The organism is Geotalea daltonii FRC-32 (genome assembly GCF_000022265.1).
In the GTDB taxonomy this organism is placed as follows: domain Bacteria; phylum Desulfobacterota; class Desulfuromonadia; order Geobacterales; family Geobacteraceae; genus Geotalea; species Geotalea daltonii.
On record NC_011979.1, the window covers coordinates 2,451,609 to 2,466,849 of the forward strand.

A 15,241-nucleotide genomic window follows, 5' to 3' on the forward strand; every position below is an offset into this window, starting at 1 on the left:
CGGTTCAGGGAGATACCCGATAAATGGGAAAGGGGAGGCGACATGCGCGAATGGAATGCGGTCGTTACTGTTCATGAGGGTGGATTTACCGAGGCACGGCGGCTTCTCGAACAACACGGCCCCGTTGCCAAGTCCGATTTTTTCAATATTCTGCTTATGCGAGCTACCGATCCTTTCCAGGTTCTGGCAGCCCTCCATGGGCAGTTTGCCGACAACCGGGCCATTGCCACCTGCATTTCCCGATTCATGCCCATGGAGCGGCTGTTCACATTCCAGTCAGCGGCAGAGTTCGAGCAGCGCTGCCGTCATGAGGTGCTTTCCTTTATCCCCCGCCTGGTAGATTCCAGGTTTCATGTGCGCATGCACCGGCGCGGTTTCAAGGGGAAGCTCTCCAGCATGGATGAAGAACGCTTTCTCGATGAATTTCTTCTGCAGCAGCTTGCCGAAGCCGGTACCAGCGGCAAGATTACCTTCGATGATCCCGATGCGGTCATTGCCCTGGAAACGGTGGGGACCCAGGGAGGACTTTCCCTTTTCACCAAGGCGCAACTGGCACAATTTCCCCTTTTGCATCTGGACTGACCTTGTCACCACATCACAATGTTTTTAATTTCTGGCTTCGGCAAAATGTAGTATAAAGATGCCCTCCCGATAATGTGCCGGCGGTAAAGGATATCTATGCTTGAAAATTTAACTATTATTCTTCTCTGTCAACTCATCGGCGAGGTCATAACAAGGATGGGCAAGCTGCCTGTACCGGGCCCAGTGCTCGGCATGGTGATTCTCTTCGGCGGGCTGATGATACGCAACAAAATGCCCCAGGAACTGGAATCGGTGGGAGGTTTTCTGCTGCGTTACCTGTCGCTGCTCTTCGTTCCGGCGGGGGTCGGAATCATTACCAATCTGGACCTGCTGGTCAGATCCTGGGCTCCCATCGCAGGCGCCATAATCGTCGGGACCATGGTTACCATTGCCGTGACCGGTCTCGTCATGCAGTACCTGAACCGCAGGCAGAACGTCCGCAGGGAGACCCGCCAATGAACGGGGATATGAGGGAATTATGGGTTTACCTGTCGACGACGCCGCTGCTCTGGCTGACTTTGACTCTCATCGCTTACCAGTTGGGAGGCTGGCTGTTTCGCCGTTTCGGCTCACCTCCTGTCCTCAATCCGGTACTGACTGCGGTCGTGCTTCTGGTCCTTTTGCTCAAGACCAGCGGGACCGATTACCAGACCTATTTCCGGGGCGCCCAGTTCATACATTTTCTTCTCGGACCAGCCACCGTTGCCCTGGCGATCCCCCTTTACCGGGAGGTTCATGCCGTAAAAAGCGCCTTTCTGCCCATTGCGCTGGCTTTGCTGATCGGCGCTCTTACTGGCATTTTCAGCGCCGTTGGCATCGGCTGGCTCCTGGGAGGGGAGAAGACCATTCTCCTGACGCTGGCTCCCAAATCGGTTACCACCCCCATTGCCATGGGTATTTCGGAAAAGATCGGCGGCCTGCCTTCTCTGACAGCAGTGGTGGTGGTATTGACCGGTATTGCCGGGGCGGTGATCGGTGACGTTGTCCTCAATAAAATGAGGATCAAGGACGAAATGGCCCGCGGTATGGCACTGGGCGTGGCTTCACACGGCATCGGCACGGCCCATGCCATTCAGAGGGGAAGGGTGGCGGGTGCTTTCTCTGCCTTGGCCATGGCCCTGAACGGACTGCTGACGGCCATCATTCTGCCGTTCATTGCCCCTTTTTTGCGTTGAGATAAAGGCCAGGCAGGAAATGGAGAAACTGAAAAGATGAATCTGGTGCTTATAGGATATCGGGGAACGGGTAAAAGTCTTGTTTCGAAGCTGCTGGCGGAGCGCCTGCACATGTCGCTTTTCAGTTCCGATGAGGAAGTGGTGAGAAGGGCGGGCATGCCCATTTCCGAGATAGTCGCCAAACTGGGCTGGACCGGGTTTCGTGATATGGAATCCGAAGTGGCGCGGCAGTTGGGCGCTCTGGACAATGCCGTCATCGACACCGGCGGCGGGATCATCGAGCGCAGTGAAAATGTGGATGCTCTGGCGGGAAATGCCCGCATCATCTGGCTCAAAGCCTCGGTCGACACCATCGTCTCCCGCATCGAAACCGACACCGAACGCCCTGCTCTGACCGAAGGCAAGACCTTTACCGAGGAAGTTGCGGAAATCCTCCAGCGGAGAAATCCCCTCTACCAGAAGACCGCTCACTACACCATCGATACCGACAGCCTCACTCCGGATCAAATTGCCGACCAAGTCCTGTCCTTCTGGAGCAGCCGGTGAACCGGCTGTGAGATCGCTGTGTTCCAATGGGCATTGATTTCTTGACTATATCCGAAAACGTGGATATAGTTTCGCCATGGAAAAGATAGCTGTCGTTTTTCAATCCCTCGACGATGTAACCCGCCTCCGCATTCTGGCCCTCCTTCTCAAGGAGAGTGAATTATGCGTCTGCGATCTTGTAGCGGTTTTACAGCTTCCCCAGTCCACGGTATCCAGACATTTATCCCTTTTGAAAAATTCGGGCTGGCTGACAGACCGGCGTCATGGGCTGTGGATTTATTATTCCATCAACCGCTCCCTGGCCCCTGTCCAGCAATTCCTCGTTCCGGTTCTGGTGAACTTCGTCTCCTCATCCCAGACGGCAAAGGACGATCTGGATCGCCTGGAAAATCTGAGCCGGGGGAACTGCTGCGCCTGATAAATCCATAACAACGGATATAGCGTCTTGTTTTTGAATGACATTTTACGGAGGAGCAGAAGATGACTGAACATGTGTCGAAGAAACTCTCATTCCTTGACCGCTGGCTGACGGTATGGATTTTTGCCGCCATGATCGCCGGGGTGGGGATCGGTTACCTGGTGCCCGGGGTGGAATCGTTCATCAACGGTTTCCAGGTGGGGACCACCAATCTTCCCATTGCCGTCGGCCTGATCCTGATGATGTATCCACCCTTTGCCAAGGTGAAGTATGAAGAGATGCCCGAGGTGTTTCGCAACAAGAAGGTGCTCGGACTTTCCCTGGTGCAGAACTGGCTGATCGGGCCGGTGCTCATGTTCGTGCTGGCGGTTGTTTTCCTGCCTGACAAGCCCGAGTACATGGTAGGCCTGATCATGATCGGCCTGGCCAGATGCATTGCCATGGTCATCGTCTGGAACGAGCTGGCCAAAGGCAACACCGAGTATGCCGCCGGCCTGGTCGCCTTCAACAGCATCTTCCAGGTGCTCTTCTACAGCGTCTATGCCTGGTTTTTCATTACCATCCTGCCGCCGATGATCGGTCTCTCCGGCAGTGTGGTCCAGGTGAGCATCCGCCAGATTGCCGAGAGTGTCTTTATCTACCTGGGTATTCCCTGTATCGCCGGCGCCCTGACCAGGCTGATCGGCGTCAAGGTGATGGGTAAGGAGCGCTACCACCGTGAGTTCGTGCCAAAGATCAGCCCTATTACCCTGATTGCGCTGCTCTTCACCATCGTCGTCATGTTCAGCCTCAAGGGAAAGCTGATCGTGGAAATCCCCACCGATGTCCTGCGCATCGCCGTGCCGCTCCTTATCTACTTCGTGGTGATGTTCCTGGTTTCTTTCTGGATGGGCAAAAGGATGGGCGCCGATTACAGCAAAACGACAACTCTGGCCTTTACCGCCGCCAGTAACAACTTCGAACTGGCCATCGCCGTGGCCGTGGCGGTCTTCGGTATCAATTCCGGCACCGCCTTTGCCGCCGTCATCGGCCCGCTGGTGGAAGTGCCGGTGATGATCGCCCTGGTCAATGTGGCCTTCTGGTTCCAGCGGCGGATGTTTGCCTGATGCCGATGCCAGGATAAATTCTTGTAAGAAAAAGCCCGCATCTTTGCTGATATATGTAGCAAATTATACTTGGTTCCGATCGTCGCGATTCGAGAAAAGGTAAGCAGAATGCCCAACCAGTGCCTTAGACGCCGACCGAGGCTGAGAAGCGCCCCGGCGCGTCAAGGCCCGAACCGTTGAACAAAAACAAATTAAATGAAAGGCATTGCAAGTGCCATATATGAGTGAAAAATTTACTGGTTTTCCCCCTTCAGCAATTCAGTTTCTCAGAACACTGCGTGAAAACAACAGCAAGGCGTGGTTTGACCTGCATAAACCGGATTATCAGAATGATCTTCTGAAACCGTTGCAGGCTCTGGCTGCCGGGCTTGGACCATTGATGTTAAGCATTGACCCCGATTTGGAAGTGACCCCGGCAATAAACAGAACCATCTCCCGCATCTACCGGGACACGCGATTTTCCAGGGATAAGTCCCCATATAAGACCAGCCACTGGATTACATTCAAGCGATTGCGGCAGGAATGGAAGGATTACCCGGCGTTCTTCTTTGAGATATCACCAGACTCGTATCGGTACGGTATGGGATTCTACAGCGCCAGCCGCCAGACCATGGATAATTTCCGTACTGCTGTCGATATGAATCCGAAGAAATTTCTTACGGCGATTTCGTTCTACTCAAACAACAAAATCTTCACGATTGAAGGCGAGCAGTACAAGCGACCATTGAAAGCAGACATCTCGATGGAATTACAGGCCTGGTACAATCGCAAAAGTGTGTACCTTGTCAGCAATCATCAAATAGATGGGAACTTCATTGACAAAAAACTGATCAAGGAATTGCAGTACGGATTTGAAATGTTAGCTCCTTTCTATCATTACCTGTGCAAGGTGGCTGGTTAAAATGTTCAACAATCGGGTGCTGCTGTTTTTCCGCATTACTACACAGCAGAATCTCCGGGTACCGGCCGAACTGTTGAGCTCACAAAAGTATCCCCAGGCCACATCTTTCTCCCATTGAGAAATTATGAACAAACATTTTGAAGACCTTCTTTTCAATACGAATTTGGACCTGAGCCTGAGTGTGATTAACAGGGACAATCTATCGCAGTTATCGGTAACTTCCCGGATTGGCGCACCGAGAGTATTCCTTGGCCTCCTCTTCGGCATTCCCTGTCTGGTTCTGCTCTTCTACGGGGTACGCCACCAGGGGATATATATCCTTCTTTCACTGGTCTTTTGCCCGCCCCTTGCAATTCTCAGTCTTCTGTTCGGTCTGACCAGACAGAAAAAGACCTTCATCCCCTCCCACGGCGTGGCGATCAAATCCTGCAGCCTGCTCCACATCCAGCGTGATATGCCCGTCCAGCTCCCAAAGAATGGCGTGTTGCAGGCCTATAAGCGATGGAGTTCCGGAGGCGAATCCGGGGGTGGTTGCTACTTCTATCATGTGGAGATTCAGGGATTGAAGGGCTTTGGCTTCTGCATCGCCAAAAATAAGAAAAAACGGGATGACTTTGCAACTGATCTTGCCAAATTTCTGGGCTATGAAGTTCGTGATCAGGATGGGCAGTTATGAATGGTAAGGCGTGGGCAAGCCTTGCTGAACGTTGACTGAAGGAAATTCAAACTGTCCAATCAAGAAGGTTGATGGAGGGGACGCGCAAAAACTCGCGGGTGTTATTTGTAACCAGAGGGATTCCCAATGATACGGCGTGAGCGGCAATGAGCATATCCATGGAACCAATGGGGGAGCCGGCTTTTTCAAGAGTCGATCTGATATCTCCATAAACGTGGGCAGCCGCTTCATCATAAGCGACCACCTCCAGGGGGATGATGAACTCGTCGAGAGCTTTGGCGTTTTTTTCTCGGTGAGCGCTTTTTGCGACCCCGTAGCGCAGTTCGGAGAGGGTTATGGAGGAAATGCCAATGTCACCGATCTCGTACTCCAGAAAATGCTTCAACACGGTGTCCGGCTGTTGCTTGATGATATAAATACAGATATTGGTGTCGAGCAGCAGTTTCATCAGAAATTTTCCCGCTTGTCCTGTTCAGGTTGTATGCGTTCAGACATGAAGTCGCTTGAGAATTTTTTGAGACTGCCGAATAAAGAATCCCACGAATCGCTCCGGGGGATCAATTGGACGATGTTGCCGCATTTCTTTATGAATACCTCGCTGTCATCGAAGCGAAATTCCTTAGGGAGCCTGACTGCCTGGCTTTGTCCATTTTGAAATATTTTTGCTGTTTTCATGATCGGCCTCCAGGTTAATATATACCTTAAGTATATATTTGGGTTTTCGGGCTGGCAAGTGAAATTTCAACCGCGAGAGCAAAAATGAGATCCAAAAAAGGCTTGCCTGCCCCCTTTCTCTCTATAGAACTACCACGTTTGAGTTACAGAATCAGGAGTTACCGCCAGGGTGGCGCGCAACCAATCGAATTTCGACTTGAGCAGATCGAAATCGGGGCCGGAAGTGATGAAGGCTGCCTTGCCCTTGATGAGAAAACCGGCGCCCGGGCCATGCAGGCCTTGCACTTTGCTGCTCCCCAGGGTAATGAGAACCTCGGGATTATAGGCTATGTTCTTCTCGGTTTTATGCATGTAACCGGCGGGGATCAACAGGCGGCCATCGGCGGAGATCCGGATGTAACTGTTCCAGGTATTGACCATATGCGGCCCATCCTGGCCTAAAGTAGCGATGGCAACTACGCCGTCCTGTTTCAGTATCTCCAGCAGCTTTTCGGGAATCATCGATACTACCTCCTGTGATTGTGTTGTTGTAAGAGTACGTGTTCTGTGGGGGAAGGCGATTGCAAAGGTAGTAATGGTACCCGATGGCGAGCGTCTGGTCAACGGCATACTCTTAAGTAGACCTCATCCTCAGGTTTCGTGAGACTTGTACCTGGAGTTTTTTGAGCAGCCCTACATTCTGTGACTTTTGTCAGCAATCTGAGCCCGCACCTGCTGCGGGCTTTTTTTTATTCCTCCCCCGAAAGACATTTCGCTGAAAATTCTTCTTTGTACCCTTTTCCGAAATCCATTTCGCATATGCCATTGTGAATTCAATAGCTTATGACTGGCACATCCCTTGCCGTAGTTATGGTGTCGTCTTTTCAATCAAGCTTGCGCACAGGAGGTACCAATGCACGATATTGACAGGACATGGAACGAATTTGGTTCAGGCGAGACTGAGATGGGGGAAACAGGTTTCGAGTTCGACCAGGAGATCGGCCAGGAGATCGGCCAAAGTGGAGAAACGTCTAGTCCCTTTTCTGAACTGCAGGAAATGGAACTGGCCGCGGAACTTCTTTCGGTCAACAATGAGTCGGAGCTTAACAACTTTCTTGGCTCCCTGATCAGGAAAGCGGGCAGTGCGGCGGGAAGTTTCATTTCCTCGCCTACTGGTCAGGCTCTGGGGGGGATACTGAAACAGGCGGCAAAAAAGGCGTTGCCGGTTGTCGGCAGTGCCATTGGCGGGTACTTCGGCGGGTCCACCGGTGCAAACATAGGCGGCAAGCTGGCTTCTTCCGCTGGCAAAGCACTAGGCCTTGAATTGGAAGGGATGAGCCAGGAAGACCGGGAATTTGAAGTTGCCCGCCATTTTGTCAGGTTTGGCGGAGCGACCGTCAAAAGAGTGTTGCAGACATCAGGGTTCAGCCCGCAGGCCGTTAACCGGGCTGCAGTGGCAGCGGCCCAGCAATATCTGCCCGGACTGGTCGGAGGTGCTACCGTCGGGCAGAGTTGCGGCAGAGGTGGCAGGTGGTACCGCCGCGGCAACAAGGTAATTCTCGTGGGCCTGTGACAACCATTGAAGGACCTAAATCACTTTTGGAAAAAGGAGGCATCCATGTGGGAACAGCAGGAATTCGGCACGGAAATGCAGGAGCAGGGTGAGAACTACGAGATGTTCGGCGAGATGCCTGAGATGAGCGGCGAATTTCAGGGAGAATCCCCCCTGAACGAGATGCAAGAAATGGAGCTGGCGGCAGAACTGCTCTCCATCAGCAATGAGCGGGAACTGGAGCAGTTTCTGGGCAGCCTGGTGAAGAAGGCAGCGGGTTTTATTAAAAGTCCGATCGGCAAGGCTCTGGGTGGTGTTCTCAAGGGTATTGCCAAAAAAGCACTCCCCATTGTTGGCGGGGCCATTGGCAGTTTTGTCGCTCCGGGTGTAGGGACGGCAATCGGATCTTCCCTGGGGTCGGCAGCAGGCAAGATGTTCGGCCTGGAACTGGAAGGAATGAGCAATGAAGACAAGGAATTCGAGGTAGCGCGCCGATATGTGCGCCTGGCCACGGCAGCGGCGCGACGGGCGGCATATGCTCCGTCACGCATGCCGCCCCATATGGCTGCGCGACAGGCGGTGATGATTGCAGCGCGCAGATATGCACCAGGTCTCATTAGCTTCCAGCAGCAAAACGGAAATGCTGAACCGTGGAGCAGCGGAGGGGATATGGGAACCGACGGTTTTCAACAGCAGGATATGGGGGAAAGGAACAGCGGACGCTGGGTTCGTCGCGGGCGGAATATCATAATACTTGGAGCATGAACCCGGCCATGGATAATGCGGCGCTGCAAATACTCAAAGGTGAGGCGCAAAGCCTGATCACCCGCATTGATAGAATGGAGCCATTCGCGCTGCGCATGCCGATGGTTCTTGCCGCTGCGGTTCCCCTTCCGGCACAGGTTGCCATAGAGCGTCACCTGTCCGGAAAAAGGCTCAAAATGCGCGCCATGATGACGGGGTATCTCAAGTGGTTGGAGAGCCCGGAAGGACGCGCGGCATCTCCTTCTCTGGCCCAACGGCGTTTCTCGTTTTTGCGATTAAGGTTCATTGCCATTCTCGCCCAGCTGGACATCTTTGCCATTGTCTTCAACCAGCGCAGCGAGCACGACACCGGGATCTGGCTTTCAGGGCTCGATGTGTTCGCCGCTGATGCCCTTACTCTTCCGGGAAAGTACTACCAAGCTCCACCTGTCATCTGTTTTCTCGAGAGAAGTCCTGGAGCGGCTATTCGACGGGCGAGGACGAGGCTTCCCGGCGGCGATGACAACCCGGTTGCTGTCATCCAGATTCCCCGGGAGCGGATGATCGGCGGTGGGATTGCATCATCGCTGGTGCATGAAGTGGGGCATCAGGGGGCGGCACTGCTGGATCTGGTGACTTCCTTGCGCATTGAACTGCAAAAGAGGAAGCGTAACGCCGGAAATGACCAGATTGCCTGGCGCTGTTGGGACCGGTGGACTTCGGAGATTGTGGCTGATCTGTGGGCAGTGGCCAGACTGGGAGTCTCTGCCACCGTTGGCCTGATGACGGTGGTGGGGTTGCCGAAACCATTCATGTTTCGTGTCGATTTCGAAGATCCCCATCCGGCACCTTGGATCAGGGTTATGCTTTCCTGTGCCATGGGGCAGGAACTGTACCCTCATTCCCAGTGGCAGGCACTGGCGAAAAACTGGGAGGCATTCTATCCCTGTGAGGGATTGGAGGCCGGAAGACTGCGGCTGTTTGCCCTTTTGCAAAAGACGATGCCGGAATTTGTCAAGTGGCTGGTGCACTACCGCCCGAAGGCCTTGCGCGGGAAGACCCTGCAAGATGCACTCTCGAACACTGATCTGCAACCGGCGCGCCTCGGGGCTATATATAAATCGTGGAAAGAAATGCCGCAGCTGATAAAGACCGCTTCTCCCACCCTTGTATTTGCCGTCATCGGCCAGGCGAAAATGAATGGACTGATAACCGCTGAAGAGGAAAGCCGGGTTTTGGCTGATATGCTCAGGTACTGGGCGCTGAAAATAACCCTGGACACAACGGCAGTATGTGCAGGAATGTCGCGTGCCCATCAACCGTTGACTGTCTGAAGGAAAAGGAGATGTCTGCATCACTATCCGCGCATAGGCCCCAAGTAAGATAACAGGAGGATGTCATGAAAAAAGACGAGATCAATGCCGACGTAAAGATAACGCCGAAAAAGCCTGATCCAAAGAAGGGTGATCGGATTCTTGAAGAGGGGATAAAAATCACCGGTGATGCTGCTGATCTGCTTCGTAAAGCACTGGCAGAGCCAAAGGAAGTTACGCTGACCCGTCCGGAAGCATTACCCACCGATGACCAGGCACTCTGGGTAGCCATCCGCAACAGGACGACGGCCGTCAATTTCGAGCGGTATCGAAATTTCATAGGCAGGGTCTTCTGTGACGACGGGGGAAATGAACAGAAACGGTATTTCAGAGGGAAGAGCGATCAGCTTAAGGATGTGAGAAACTTCGATGCACGCCTCAGCATTAATTCCATCGATTCCTATAACGTATTGCGGTTTGCCACCGAAATCTTCCTCATAATGGAATGCGGCGTGGTTATTGACAAGACCGGGGACCCGCTCTTTGGTGAAGATGAGGAAAACATCCGTTCCATCAATTTCGAGGAGGCAGACAGTTTCGAGGAAATCAAGGAAAGGCTGCAAAATTATCTGGGCAATACCACCTATCTTCCTTACCTGGACCGGATTCTCAATGCCCTGATCGAGGACTGGAAACTGGAGGAGAAAACGAATCCTTACTGCGGCGGCATCCTGGAATTCAGGTCCACCTGTCCGAGCCTTTTGGAGTTGATCTGGTCGTACTGGCTGGAAGAGGGAATGCTGGTACAGACCATGAATGCGATTGCCATGCGGTTCCAGAACAAACGGGGATTTTCCGACCGCGACCCCCTTGCCGAGCTTGAAATAGATCCGCTCAGACCGCTGAACAATCTGCTCTGGGGCTACATCCAGAACGAGCACAACCGGCTGACGGTTGCACGGAGGGCCTACGAGTACGATCATCACTACGGGCTCACCATTTACGGCAAGGCAGTGCCCAAGCTCCGGACCGCAGACAGCCGTTCAAAGTTCCTGGAGGCATTCCACAACCTGCTCTACCGCACCTCCATATTCTATCGGGAAGATGCCGATACCACGGTGATAGCCGATGCATTCCCGCTGTTGAAGGCTATCCGTGAGGTTCACCTCCTTCTGGCCGAAGGGGCTCACAACCAGTTTGGCGATCTGCCATGGACGGCGAGGGTGGAGATGCTTATCGAAAAATGGCTGCTGGCACGGTCGGAGACACAGCAATTCCTGCGGGGACGGATGATGGTGCCCTACAACGAGCCCTGGATGGGGCCTGTTGATGTGATGAAGAAACTTCAGGGATGGAATGATGTCACGATCACCCATTTCCACGATCTGTCAACCTTTGGTGAGCAGGTCCTCCTCTCTATCCGCTATGGCGACTGGATCAACACCAATATCGAGCAGCAGGCCAAGAATTGGGCCCGCTACTGGAAGCCGGAGATTCAGAGTTATATCCATGCCTATCGGGCGGTGACGGGAGTTGACCTGACCACCGAACCGGTTGATGCGACACCACCGTGGGTCTACCTGAAGCGACAGGAGGACCAGAAATTTGCTGGTCGCTTTTAGCGTGCCGCCATGCTGGATTTCACCTCTTCCCAGTACCTCGGGCTCCGGCACCCATTTCATGCCCTCGAACCCTGGACGACGTTTACTTTGGGCGGACCTGCAGCCCTTGCCGAACCGGAGGGATTTAAAGCAGTGGCCCATGCCCTGGCCCGGCTGCAGGGGTGCGAGCGAGGTGTCCTGGCCCCTTCCACCCTCCACCTCTTCTGGGACCTGTTCGGTCTGCTCGGGGATCGGCGGAATGCCATTTACTGCGATGCTGGAATATACCCCATTGCGCGTTGGGGGGTAGAGCGGGCGGCGGGAAAGGGGGCAGTCGTGCGGTTCTTCTCCCACCACAACCCCATAGCCCTACGCCAGCTCATGGACGGTTGTGAAAGGGGGACACGGCCGGTCGTCGTTGCCGATGGTTTCTGTCCGGCCTGCGGCAGTGTTGCACCGCTAGAGGAGTATCTTGCCTGTGCCAGGGAATATGGAGGCGTGCTGGTGATCGACGATACTCAGGCCCTTGGCATTTTCGGCCACTCCCCCGGTCCGGCTTTCCCTTACGGCAGGGACGGGGGTGGGGTCCTTCGCTGGTCCGGCATTCACGGAGATGACATCATGGTCATTGCCTCTCTTGCCAAAGGATTCGGTGTGCCGCTGGCGGTCCTGAGCGGCAGCAGCCTTATGATTCGGCAATTTGAGAAAATGAGCGGCACGCGGGTCCATTGCAGTCCCCCCTCCATTGCTGTTGTCCATGTGGCCCGGCGAGCTCTTGCGGTAAACCGGCAACGGGGAGACGAGCTGCGCCTCAGGCTGGCGATGTTGGTGGAGAGGTTCAGTAGAGGGGTTGATCGGGCCGGATTAGCTACGACGTCAGGGATATTTCCCATGCAGACCCTTGAAGAAACAGCCGCCATCGACGGAATTGCGCTCCATGCAAAGCTCCTGCGGGCGGGGGTTAGAACCGTATTGCAGCAGGCCGGCCGGGGTGGGCGGGGGCGTGTGACCTTAATTATTTCAGCCTTTCACGATCCATTGATGGTGGATCGGGCCGTTGCAGCATTACGGAGAGCAGCAGCAGATTGCAGATAGGCGGCGAGAGGAGGAGCGAAATGGGTATGACGAGCGGCTTTCAGTTGCCGGGTGAGCAGAAGCATGACTGGGAATGGCAGGGTGAAATCTTGCCGTTGGGACATGAATTCCAGCCCGAGAGGGAGATAATCATTTCTTCCTCCTATGAAGTGGCGCTGGCGCCCCTGAAGAGACTGCCCTACCCGAGATGGCAGGATGGCTTGCCGACGGATGCAGGGATCTATTTCATTTATAGCCATGGGAAACTGTGGTACGTGGGGAAAGCAGAAAACATCAATGCCCGATTCAAGAACAGGCTGAAAACCTTTCATGACTTCAACATAAAAGCTGGTGTTTCTGCAACTTTGCTGCGCCCCATTGAAGTGGCGTGGTATCAGATTAAACGTATCAAAGTGCCGTCAAAGCCGGCGATCAAGGTACACACCCGCGGATCAAAAGAACCCTGGCGCCCCATACCGGCATCCCAGGGGTTGCTCCGCGCCCTGGAACTGCATTTCATCAAGAAAAGTGGGGAACCGGAAGGTAATCGGGCGCGGGAGTGCCTGAGAATGGAAGGTAATGGGGCAATCAGGATAATCTATGGCAACGGCAGCGCTGAGACGGTCAGTGGCACCATCTTCTGCGGATCGGGAGACAGGTGACTCACCGCTGGAGCGAACGAACATGCCGCGAGAGTAGAGGATCTCCGCGGGATCGCCACCTCCGTTTACCTGATGAAGGAGCTGGGGCCTATGAGGGTATTGCCATGATCATCGATTGCCACTGCCATACCGGTAAGGGAGACGGGCTGACCGGGCCGTGGGACACGGCGGCCCCCTTGGAAAAATATATGGGACGTGCCGCCAGGGCCGGAATCGGCAAGACGGTACTTTTTTCCGTTTTTCACTCCGATTACATGGCTGCAAATCGCGCTGTTGCTGCCACTGTCCGCCGCAACCCCGACCGTTTTTTCGGTTTTGCCTGTCTGCACCCTGTGAATGATCGTGGTCGTGTCCGTGGGATGCTGCAGGAAGCCATTGAAGAATTCGGGTTTCGGGGCATCAAGATCCACCGCCATGACGGTCGCATCACCCGTGAAATATGCGAAGGAGCCAGGTTCTACCGAGTGCCGGTGCTGTACGACCTGATGGGTGAGGTCTCGGTGGTGGAACTGCTTGCCACGGAATATGCCGATGTGGATTTCATTATCCCCCATCTGGGAAGCTTTGGTGACGACTGGCGGGCCCAACTGGCACTCATTGATCACCTGGCACGCCATGCCAATATCTATGCTGACACCTCCGGCGTCCGGCGGTTCGACCTGCTGCAGGAGGCTGTCAGACGGGGGGGAGCGGAAAAGATACTATTTGGCAGTGATGGCCCATGGCTGCATCCCGGCCTTGAACTGGCTAAGGTGCGTCTCCTGGGGCTGCCGCCGGAAAATGAACGGCTCATCTCGGAGGGGAATCTTTGCCGCCTCATCTCCCGGGTCAATCACTGACAGAATGGCATGGTGGGCAGGGTTCTATCCTGTCCTACCTGCAACAGCTCATTGTGCCGTGCCGCCCGCCGCAGCTGCAATGCCCTGTCGGTAACTCCCAGCCTCTTCGCTGCACGCTGCAGGTTACCTTCCTCTGTGGTGACTGCTATGTTGACGGCCGTGTCTTCGGCGACCCGACCGATCTCTTTCAGACCGACCCCGAAGAGAAAAGCATTATGGATGGCTCGCTCGAATGATTCATCACACCAGTCAGAGGTTCCAGTGCCGAGGGGAGGACGCTCATCTTCCGGTATGTGGCCGATGGTGATGGCTCCCTTGCCCACATGCCGGTACATGATCCGGTTGATGAGGAGCTTGAGGTCCCGCACATTCCCCGGATATTGGCGTCCTACCAGGTACTCTTCAACTCCCCTGTCCAGTTGCGGCGGCTTCACATTCCTGTCGAAGAGTGCAATGAAGTGACGGGCCAGGGGAATGATGTCTTCGATTCGTTCCCGCAGGGGAGGCAGCCGACATTCCCAACCGGCAATGCGGTAGTAGAGGTCGTGGCGGAAACGCCCTTTTTTCACTTCCTCCAGCAGGTTGCGGTTGGTGGCGCAGACCAGACGGAACCGGGTTTTCTGCCAGCTGTTTCCCCCGACCCTTTTGTAACATCGTTCCTGCACCACCCGCAGAAGTTGCGCCTGGAGTTCCAGCGGGAGCTCACCAATCTCATCCAAAAATAGTGTGCCCCCGTCGGCAAGGGCGAAGGCTCCGTCGCGGGCAGATGATGCACCGGTAAAAGCACCCCGTTCATGGCCGAAAAACTCGCTGCCGCAAAGCCCTTCAACGATGGTTGTGGCGTCGACCACAATCAGGTCCCGTTTCCGTTCACGGCTATCCAGGGTATGCACCAGCCGGGCAACCAGTTCCTTTCCTGTTCCCGACTCACCGGTTACCAGTACCGATGCGTCGGTAAACCGTGCCACTTCGATGACTTGCCGCAGAGTATTCTTCCAGATGTGGCTTTTACCCACGAGATTATCGGTAATCAGCGACGATTCCAGGAGATCATCCACCTCCTGCCATCTGGCAAATCGATCAGCCACTTCTTCAATGTTGTTACCTTGATCATCCCAGGTCAGCACATCCGAGGCCCCCGCTTTAAGGAGCTGCCAGCTGTTCTGTGGTTGGACGGCAGATATGGCAATGACTCTTTCACGTCCCCGGTGGCTTGTCGCGCGAATAAAATCGCAGATGTCACGGCACTGCCCATCGAAAAAGACGATACCGGCACCATCGGCGGCATCTTTAAAGGGGACCGTAGCAACACCAGCGGCAGCAAAGCCGGTAACGATCTGCTCCTGCTGCCTACGGTCAAACTCCCCCCTGAAGTGAAGCCACACTGTTGCCATAGAG

The 15,241-nt window shown here is 54.5% G+C and carries 19 protein-coding genes; 15 read left to right on the forward strand and 4 right to left on the reverse strand.

The annotated features are described in order from the left end of the window. Nucleotides 1–42 precede the first annotated feature (42 nt). The 8 genes from GEOB_RS10995 (at nucleotide 43) to GEOB_RS11030 (ending at nucleotide 5,404) form a co-directional block, all read left to right on the forward strand. Nucleotides 43–582 carry a THUMP domain-containing protein gene (locus GEOB_RS10995; protein WP_012647292.1) on the forward strand — a complete coding sequence of 180 codons (540 nt, stop codon included), beginning with the start codon at nucleotides 43–45 and terminating at the stop codon, nucleotides 580–582. 96 nt (nucleotides 583–678) lie between these two features. Continuing rightward, nucleotides 679–1,041 carry a CidA/LrgA family protein gene (locus GEOB_RS11000; RefSeq protein ID WP_012647293.1) on the forward strand — a complete coding sequence of 121 codons (363 nt, stop codon included), beginning with the start codon at nucleotides 679–681 and terminating at the stop codon, nucleotides 1,039–1,041. Further along, a complete protein-coding gene (locus GEOB_RS11005) occupies nucleotides 1,038–1,757 on the forward strand; it encodes an LrgB family protein (protein ID WP_012647294.1) in 720 nt (239 codons plus the stop codon). Before GEOB_RS11000 ends, GEOB_RS11005 begins: the two co-directional genes overlap by 4 nt. Before the next feature lie 36 nt (nucleotides 1,758–1,793). Continuing rightward, nucleotides 1,794–2,303, forward strand: a complete 510-nt coding sequence (locus tag GEOB_RS11010) for a shikimate kinase (protein WP_012647295.1) — start codon at nucleotides 1,794–1,796, stop codon at nucleotides 2,301–2,303. A gap of 76 nt (nucleotides 2,304–2,379) precedes the next feature. Further along, nucleotides 2,380–2,721, forward strand: coding sequence for an ArsR/SmtB family transcription factor (locus GEOB_RS11015; RefSeq protein WP_012647296.1), 342 nt, complete (start codon nucleotides 2,380–2,382; stop codon nucleotides 2,719–2,721). Between the two features lie 62 nt (nucleotides 2,722–2,783). Next, nucleotides 2,784–3,827 (forward strand): ACR3 family arsenite efflux transporter, encoded by a 1,044-nt coding sequence (arsB, locus tag GEOB_RS11020; RefSeq protein WP_012647297.1) that lies wholly within the window; start codon nucleotides 2,784–2,786, stop codon nucleotides 3,825–3,827. Between the two features lie 220 nt (nucleotides 3,828–4,047). Then, nucleotides 4,048–4,728, forward strand: coding sequence for a DUF2461 domain-containing protein (locus GEOB_RS11025; RefSeq protein ID WP_012647298.1), 681 nt, complete (start codon nucleotides 4,048–4,050; stop codon nucleotides 4,726–4,728). Between the two features lie 124 nt (nucleotides 4,729–4,852). Continuing rightward, nucleotides 4,853–5,404, forward strand: a complete 552-nt coding sequence (locus GEOB_RS11030) for a hypothetical protein (protein ID WP_012647300.1) — start codon at nucleotides 4,853–4,855, stop codon at nucleotides 5,402–5,404. 46 nt (nucleotides 5,405–5,450) lie between these two features. On the opposite strand, the gene vapC is transcribed toward GEOB_RS11030, so the two are convergent. From vapC to GEOB_RS11045, 3 genes are all read right to left on the reverse strand, one after another. Next, the gene (vapC, locus tag GEOB_RS11035; RefSeq protein ID WP_012647301.1) at nucleotides 5,451–5,852 is read right to left on the reverse strand and encodes a type II toxin-antitoxin system tRNA(fMet)-specific endonuclease VapC; all 402 of its coding nucleotides are present in this window, start codon (nucleotides 5,850–5,852) and stop codon (nucleotides 5,451–5,453) included. After that, nucleotides 5,852–6,079 (reverse strand): type II toxin-antitoxin system antitoxin VapB, encoded by a 228-nt coding sequence (gene vapB / locus GEOB_RS11040; protein WP_012647302.1) that lies wholly within the window; start codon nucleotides 6,077–6,079, stop codon nucleotides 5,852–5,854. Before vapB ends, vapC begins: the two co-directional genes overlap by 1 nt. Nucleotides 6,080–6,208: 129 nt before the next feature. Further along, the gene (locus tag GEOB_RS11045) at nucleotides 6,209–6,580 is read right to left on the reverse strand and encodes a pyridoxamine 5'-phosphate oxidase family protein (RefSeq protein ID WP_012647303.1); all 372 of its coding nucleotides are present in this window, start codon (nucleotides 6,578–6,580) and stop codon (nucleotides 6,209–6,211) included. Nucleotides 6,581–6,971: 391 nt separating this feature from the next. Between GEOB_RS11045 and GEOB_RS11050 the strand changes: the two genes are divergently transcribed. From GEOB_RS11050 to GEOB_RS11080, 7 genes are all read left to right on the forward strand, one after another. After that, nucleotides 6,972–7,631, forward strand: coding sequence for a hypothetical protein (locus tag GEOB_RS11050; RefSeq protein ID WP_012647304.1), 660 nt, complete (start codon nucleotides 6,972–6,974; stop codon nucleotides 7,629–7,631). A 45-nt stretch (nucleotides 7,632–7,676) separates the two neighbouring features. Further along, nucleotides 7,677–8,375: a hypothetical protein gene (locus GEOB_RS11055; protein WP_012647305.1), complete on the forward strand. Its 699-nt coding sequence runs from the start codon at nucleotides 7,677–7,679 to the stop codon at nucleotides 8,373–8,375. Then, nucleotides 8,372–9,688 (forward strand): hypothetical protein, encoded by a 1,317-nt coding sequence (locus GEOB_RS11060; RefSeq protein ID WP_012647306.1) that lies wholly within the window; start codon nucleotides 8,372–8,374, stop codon nucleotides 9,686–9,688. Before GEOB_RS11055 ends, GEOB_RS11060 begins: the two co-directional genes overlap by 4 nt. Before the next feature lie 65 nt (nucleotides 9,689–9,753). Further along, nucleotides 9,754–11,289, forward strand: coding sequence for a hypothetical protein (locus tag GEOB_RS11065; RefSeq protein ID WP_012647307.1), 1,536 nt, complete (start codon nucleotides 9,754–9,756; stop codon nucleotides 11,287–11,289). A 9-nt stretch (nucleotides 11,290–11,298) separates the two neighbouring features. Further along, the gene (locus GEOB_RS11070; protein ID WP_012647308.1) at nucleotides 11,299–12,363 is read left to right on the forward strand and encodes an aminotransferase class I/II-fold pyridoxal phosphate-dependent enzyme; all 1,065 of its coding nucleotides are present in this window, start codon (nucleotides 11,299–11,301) and stop codon (nucleotides 12,361–12,363) included. A gap of 20 nt (nucleotides 12,364–12,383) precedes the next feature. Then, nucleotides 12,384–13,004, forward strand: a complete 621-nt coding sequence (locus tag GEOB_RS11075) for a GIY-YIG nuclease family protein (protein WP_012647309.1) — start codon at nucleotides 12,384–12,386, stop codon at nucleotides 13,002–13,004. Nucleotides 13,005–13,108: 104 nt separating this feature from the next. Next, complete coding sequence (locus GEOB_RS11080) at nucleotides 13,109–13,843, forward strand: amidohydrolase family protein (RefSeq protein ID WP_012647310.1); 735 nt, start codon at nucleotides 13,109–13,111, stop codon at nucleotides 13,841–13,843. On the opposite strand, the gene GEOB_RS11085 is transcribed toward GEOB_RS11080, so the two are convergent. Beyond that, a complete protein-coding gene (locus tag GEOB_RS11085) occupies nucleotides 13,837–15,237 on the reverse strand; it encodes a sigma 54-interacting transcriptional regulator (RefSeq protein WP_012647311.1) in 1,401 nt (466 codons plus the stop codon). The genes GEOB_RS11080 and GEOB_RS11085 overlap by 7 nt on opposite strands. Between the last annotated feature and the right edge of the window lie 4 nt (nucleotides 15,238–15,241).

Bases quoted from the DNA above. Each gene is read 5' to 3' on its own strand.
- GEOB_RS11005 (WP_012647294.1), top strand. From the start codon at position 1,038: ATGAACGGGGATATGAGGGAATTATGGGTTTACCTGTCGACGACGCCG.
- GEOB_RS11045 (WP_012647303.1), bottom strand. From the start codon at position 6,580: ATGATTCCCGAAAAGCTGCTGGAGATACTGAAACAGGACGGCGTAGTT.
- vapB (WP_012647302.1), bottom strand. From the start codon at position 6,079: ATGAAAACAGCAAAAATATTTCAAAATGGACAAAGCCAGGCAGTCAGG.
- GEOB_RS11065 (WP_012647307.1), top strand. From the start codon at position 9,754: ATGAAAAAAGACGAGATCAATGCCGACGTAAAGATAACGCCGAAAAAG.
- GEOB_RS11015 (WP_012647296.1), top strand. From the start codon at position 2,380: ATGGAAAAGATAGCTGTCGTTTTTCAATCCCTCGACGATGTAACCCGC.
- GEOB_RS11070 (WP_012647308.1), top strand. From the start codon at position 11,299: ATGCTGGATTTCACCTCTTCCCAGTACCTCGGGCTCCGGCACCCATTT.
- GEOB_RS11050 (WP_012647304.1), top strand. From the start codon at position 6,972: ATGCACGATATTGACAGGACATGGAACGAATTTGGTTCAGGCGAGACT.
- GEOB_RS11085 (WP_012647311.1), bottom strand. From the start codon at position 15,237: ATGGCAACAGTGTGGCTTCACTTCAGGGGGGAGTTTGACCGTAGGCAG.
- GEOB_RS11080 (WP_012647310.1), top strand. From the start codon at position 13,109: ATGATCATCGATTGCCACTGCCATACCGGTAAGGGAGACGGGCTGACC.
- arsB (WP_012647297.1), top strand. From the start codon at position 2,784: ATGACTGAACATGTGTCGAAGAAACTCTCATTCCTTGACCGCTGGCTG.
- GEOB_RS11000 (WP_012647293.1), top strand. From the start codon at position 679: ATGCTTGAAAATTTAACTATTATTCTTCTCTGTCAACTCATCGGCGAG.
- GEOB_RS11010 (WP_012647295.1), top strand. From the start codon at position 1,794: ATGAATCTGGTGCTTATAGGATATCGGGGAACGGGTAAAAGTCTTGTT.
- GEOB_RS11030 (WP_012647300.1), top strand. From the start codon at position 4,853: ATGAACAAACATTTTGAAGACCTTCTTTTCAATACGAATTTGGACCTG.
- GEOB_RS11055 (WP_012647305.1), top strand. From the start codon at position 7,677: ATGTGGGAACAGCAGGAATTCGGCACGGAAATGCAGGAGCAGGGTGAG.
- GEOB_RS10995 (WP_012647292.1), top strand. From the start codon at position 43: ATGCGCGAATGGAATGCGGTCGTTACTGTTCATGAGGGTGGATTTACC.
- GEOB_RS11060 (WP_012647306.1), top strand. From the start codon at position 8,372: ATGAACCCGGCCATGGATAATGCGGCGCTGCAAATACTCAAAGGTGAG.
- GEOB_RS11025 (WP_012647298.1), top strand. From the start codon at position 4,048: ATGAGTGAAAAATTTACTGGTTTTCCCCCTTCAGCAATTCAGTTTCTC.
- vapC (WP_012647301.1), bottom strand. From the start codon at position 5,852: ATGAAACTGCTGCTCGACACCAATATCTGTATTTATATCATCAAGCAA.
- GEOB_RS11075 (WP_012647309.1), top strand. From the start codon at position 12,384: ATGGGTATGACGAGCGGCTTTCAGTTGCCGGGTGAGCAGAAGCATGAC.